This is a genomic window from Kaarinaea lacus, from assembly GCF_975902315.1.
Map to the genome: position 1 here is coordinate 1 of NZ_CDLKIE010000133.1, position 4947 is coordinate 4947.

A 4947-nucleotide genomic window follows, 5' to 3' on the forward strand; every position below is an offset into this window, starting at 1 on the left:
CAGTCGGCAGTGATGAAAACGCGCATGCAACCCATTAAAAAGGTATTCGGCCGTTTCCCTCGTGTTGTACGAGATCTTGCTCGAAGTTTGAAGAAAGAAGTTAGCCTTGAGTTGCAGGGTGAAGATACGGACCTTGATAAGAACCTGGTTGAGGCTTTAGCTGATCCGCTGGTCCACCTGGTTCGCAACGCAGTTGATCATGGAATTGAATCACCCGAGGAGCGCGAGGCTAACGGTAAGTCCCGCAAGGGTACCATAATTCTAACTGCCGAGCAGGAAGGTGACCATATCCTTTTAACGATTGAAGACGACGGTAAAGGTATGGATGCAAGCAAGATCCGTCAGACAGCCATTGAAAAAGGATTGCTGGATGAGGAAATGGCTGATCGCCTGGAAGATAAGGAAAGTTACGGCCTGATCTTTCAACCTGGTTTTTCTACCAAGGAAGAAATTTCAGATGTGTCTGGCCGGGGAGTTGGAATGGACGTGGTTAAAACACGTATCGAACAGTTGAATGGCAGTGTTGATATTGATTCACGCAAAGGATATGGCAGCAAGATCATTATCAAAGTTCCGCTCACCCTGGCTATTATGCCGACGTTAATGGTGATGCTGGATGAGCAGATATTTGCTTTGCCATTGGCAAGTGTCAACGAAATATTCAATCTGGATTTAACCAGGACAAACGTCGTTGACGGACAGTTGGTGGTGATGGTCAGGAATAAAGCGTTGCCATTGTTCTATTTGCGTCACTGGTTAGTTAAAGGTGCCAACAAAGCCGAGTTGCCGAAAGAAGGGCATGTGGTTGTAGTCAGCATGGGTGTGCAGCGCATTGGTTTTGTGGTTGATCAATTGATTGGGCAGGAAGAAGTGGTAATTAAACCCCTGGGAGCCATATTGCACGGTATGAAAGGGTTGGCCGGTGCAACAATTACAGGAGATGGTCGTATCTCGCTAATTCTTGATATACCAGGGCTGATGCATATCTACGCGCGGCGATTATAGGAAGGATTGATAATAGTGTCTGTACGAGTACTTGTTGTTGATGATTCACGATTCTTTAGAAGAAGAGTCAATGAAATGTTGACTGTAGATCCTACTCTGGAAATTGTTGGGGAAGCTGCCGATGGTCAGGAAGCTGTGGATAAAGCCCTGACGCTCAAGCCTGATGTTATTACCATGGATATAGAGATGCCGGTGATGGATGGCATAACAGCCACACGAAGGATTTTGGCAGTTCACTATATTCCTATATTGATGTTTTCATCATTAACCAATGAGGGTGCTCAGGCGACTTTCGATGCACTGGACGCAGGTGCTGTTGATTACCTGCCGAAACGCTTTGAAGAATTTTCCAGTGATATGCGTGCCGCGGGTACCAAGCTTTGCGAGAAATTGCATAGCGTTGCCAGAATTCAGCGTCATCCGCGTTTCCCTAAATCGTGGGAGAAGAAAAGCCCGGCGCCAGTACAACCACGCGTCAAATCACCGGTAACGCGACCTGCAAGGCGCTCCCTGCACAATGCAAAAGTTACCGCTGCTCCACCTAGTACAGAAGAACCAAGAGTCAGAAGAGGCCAAACACCAATCGTAGCGATTGGTACTTCGACGGGTGGACCCGTTGCATTACAGAAAATTCTTTCTTCTCTTCCCGCTGATTTTTCGCCGCCGTTACTATTAGTGCAACACATGCCGGAGAGTTTCACGGGCCCGTTTGCAGAAAGACTTAATAATATGAGCCGGATCGCAGTAAAAGAAGCGGAGGATGGTGATGAGATCAGGTCTGGCCTGGCTTTGCTAGCGCCGGGTGGACAGCAAATGGAAGTAAAGACAGAGGCGGGTAAGAGTTACGTTCATGTTTATCCCGCGGTGCAGGGACAAAATTATAAACCATCTGTTGATATTACCTTTACTTCAATTGCTAACGCCATTAAGGGAAAAACACTGGCAATCGTGTTAACTGGTATGGGGGCAGACGGTTGTGAAGGCGCGCAAATACTGAAACAAATGGGTGCTCAGGTCTGGGTGCAAGATGAAGAAAGTTCGGTTGTCAATGGTATGCCTGCATCGGTTATTGATGCTGGTGCGGCAGATCATGTTTTTTCCATAGACGACATCGCGCATTATCTGGCGACAAAGGTATAGCTTAGTGGATGTGCTATCGATAATTGGCCTGTTGATTGCCTGTGTTGCAATCGTGGGAGGATTGTTGCTGGGCGGTGGTGCGCTGGAGTCTTTGCTGAATGGTCCGGCTTTGTTAATTGTATTTGGCGGAACCCTGGGTGCGGCAATGATTCAGTCACATGTTTCGGTGTTTTTGCATTCTTTAAAAATGATGTTTTGGGTATTTTTTCCACCTAAAACCGGTGCACAGGAGGTTATCAAAAAAATAATTAAATGGAGTAACATTGCCCGAAAGGAAGGGTTACTTGGATTGGAAACCATTGCGGAGACGGAACAGGACGTTTTTGCACGTAAAGGTTTGCAGTTACTGGTAGATGGCAATGAACCGGATGTGATTAAACGCGTTTTACAGGTCGAGATCAAAAGTAAAAAGGAATACAACTATCATGCAGCCTGTGTGGTTGAATCCATGGGCCGATACAGTTTGATTGTCGGCATCGTTGCCGCCGTGATTGGTTTAATGCAGGTTGGGGGTGATTTTGTTAATCCAGATTTGTTGGCTGATGGAATTGAGACAGCCCTGGTAGCGCTGGTTTACGGTTTCTGTTTTGCACAATTTATATTTGTACCTTTTGCCAACAAACTGAAATACGTTGTCAACGCTGAGGCCCGCGTTCAGGACATGTTGCTCGAAGGAGTGCTGTCCATTGCCGATGGTGAGAATCCCCGAAATATTGAAACGAAGTTACAGGGATTTGTAACGTAATATCTATAAAATACAAAGGCTTAACAGTTATCGCCTGGTATAAATTGTGCAAAAATTCAACTAAATTTCAAGAAATGTCAACTGTTTGACGATGAATGTATAGGGTTGAAATCCACTAATTCAGCAGTCTATTAAAAAGGACCGTAAGCAATGTCAGCAAATACAGCAGTGCCAGCTCAAGATAATACCATCCTTAGATGGGTTACTTTTTACCTGGATAACGAAAAATATGGCATTAATGTCATGCAGGTCCAGGAAGTTTTGCGTGTATCTGAAATTGCCCCTGTTCCGGGTGCTCCAGCGTATGTGCTGGGCATTATCAACTTGAGAGGTAATGTCGTTACCGTCATTGACACTCGCAAGCGGTTTGGACTGGAGCCTAGAGATCTGGACGACGCCGCGCGAATCGTGATTGTTGAGTCTAATGACCAGGTCGTTGGCATTATGGTGGATAGTGTGGCGGAAGTTGTCGATTTGAGAGTGTCAGAAATTGAGGCAGCGCCCAATGTTGGTACTGAAGACAGTTCGAGGTTTATTCAGGGTGTTGCGAGTCAGGAAGGTGAGCTATTGATCATTGTAGATTTGAATAAGCTGCTTACTGACGAAGAATGGGAAGAATTTACTACATCGTAAAACATAAAAGGATTAAGGAATTATATAATGAATCAGGCAGTCTTGCAGTCCACCATCAATTCCCTGTCGGTAGCAATGATTGTTATGTCAATTATTGTGCTGCTTTCGTTGACAGCTATTGCGGTAATGTATCGTCACTTTCACAAGATTACACATCAACAAGATGCAACCATTGATTCACTGCGCAAGGATCTCGGTGCATTGGGTTCCGGTGACGCGGATGTGGATAGCCGAATTGAGAAGCTGGAAAAGAAAGCAAAATTTCTGTCGCGTCGACAGTATTTATATGAAGTACGGCAAATGAAAGATAAAAATTACGAACGCGCGAAAAATATGATTAACCGTGGTGATGAAGTGAGTAAAGTTATCAAGGAATGCAAAATCACTAAAACCGAAGCAGAACTTATTTTGCTGGCGAACCGTATGAATCGTGTCGCATAGATTCAAACAGGAATCTTGCGTCGAGATCTTTACAGATAATTATCAGAGAGTAGCTAACGAAGAATACCAATACGTATTTCTCATGTCATGCCATAGTTATGATGATCCTCCAAAATGTCGAATAAGCAACTTTGGTATACAAGACGCGACCGGGAAATTCGTGGTCCTTTCCCTCCTGGATTAATTACCCGTTATATTCTGTTAGGCCGAATACTGGAATCCGACGAGCTGAGTACTGATCAAATATCCTGGCTACAGGTAACCCGGTTGCCTGACCTGATTCCGCCGGAATTGAAACTGGATCAAAGCAAACCTGAAAACAGGGAAAAACTGCAAATTGCCCGCATGCGGGAAGATGAACGAGAACTCGTAGACCGCAGGTCCAGGAATAATGCGAACATAAACAGCCAACCTGACCGTGTTCGGCGGGGCCAGGATCGACGAAGTTCCGAGTCCGATGATATGATTCGCCATCGAGAAATAAGAACACAATTACTGGAATCATTACGCCAAAAACAGAAAGAAAATTATATTTCACGCATTATTGGCATGTTGTTCCTCTTTACCGTTGTGCTATGGTTTGCATTGTCTTATGCATGAATAGTTTCACGTCACGATAAAATCGAGCGCTGTTAAATCCCTTCGTTCTGCATGCCCGCAGAGTCCAGCTTCATGTTGTTGCCTGTAGGGCCGTTTATTGTCCAAAATCCACTTTTTCCTTTTTCTATATAGAAAATAGACTGTGTTGCCTTTGTTGTGTGCAATCCAGGAAAATTCCATGTTTTGGTCGTTATTACAAAAGGGTGAATGGATTCGTGAAAAAATGTTCTAGAAAGATTCTGTCGTATAACGTTCAATCTTAATGTCGTCTGACCAATAACTCGTTGGTAAACCAGCTTTAAGTTTCAAGTGTGAAAAAAATTCTTCTGGCGTGCTTAGTGATTCCCAGACGGATGGCAAGAAAGTGCCACGATGTCTGCCCG

At 44.7% G+C, this 4947-nt stretch carries 7 protein-coding genes; 6 read left to right on the top strand and 1 reads right to left on the bottom strand.

What is annotated here, in order from left to right; all coding sequences use genetic code 11:
* From ACWVCM_RS03640 to ACWVCM_RS03665, 6 genes are all read left to right on the top strand, one after another.
* The coding region (locus ACWVCM_RS03640; RefSeq protein ID WP_455200351.1) for a chemotaxis protein CheA at positions 1–1005 on the top strand (1005 nt) is incomplete at its 5' end.
* 15 nt (positions 1006–1020) lie between these two features.
* Positions 1021–2145, top strand: coding sequence for a protein-glutamate methylesterase/protein-glutamine glutaminase (locus ACWVCM_RS03645; protein ID WP_455200352.1), 1125 nt, complete (start codon positions 1021–1023; stop codon positions 2143–2145).
* A gap of 4 nt (positions 2146–2149) precedes the next feature.
* On the top strand, positions 2150–2890 hold the full coding sequence (locus tag ACWVCM_RS03650) for a flagellar motor protein (RefSeq protein ID WP_455200353.1): 741 nt from the start codon (positions 2150–2152) through the stop codon (positions 2888–2890).
* Between the two features lie 150 nt (positions 2891–3040).
* Positions 3041–3523 carry a chemotaxis protein CheW gene (locus ACWVCM_RS03655; RefSeq protein WP_455200354.1) on the top strand — a complete coding sequence of 161 codons (483 nt, stop codon included), beginning with the start codon at positions 3041–3043 and terminating at the stop codon, positions 3521–3523.
* Between the two features lie 27 nt (positions 3524–3550).
* Positions 3551–3964, top strand: a complete 414-nt coding sequence (locus tag ACWVCM_RS03660) for a DUF2802 domain-containing protein (RefSeq protein ID WP_455200355.1) — start codon at positions 3551–3553, stop codon at positions 3962–3964.
* 114 nt (positions 3965–4078) lie between these two features.
* Entirely contained in the window at positions 4079–4564 is a 486-nt protein-coding gene (locus ACWVCM_RS03665) for a hypothetical protein (protein ID WP_455200356.1), read from the top strand.
* 228 nt (positions 4565–4792) lie between these two features.
* On the opposite strand, the gene ACWVCM_RS03670 is transcribed toward ACWVCM_RS03665, so the two are convergent.
* A partial coding sequence (locus ACWVCM_RS03670) for an AMMECR1 domain-containing protein (protein WP_455200357.1) occupies positions 4793–4947 on the bottom strand: 155 nt, incomplete at its 5' end.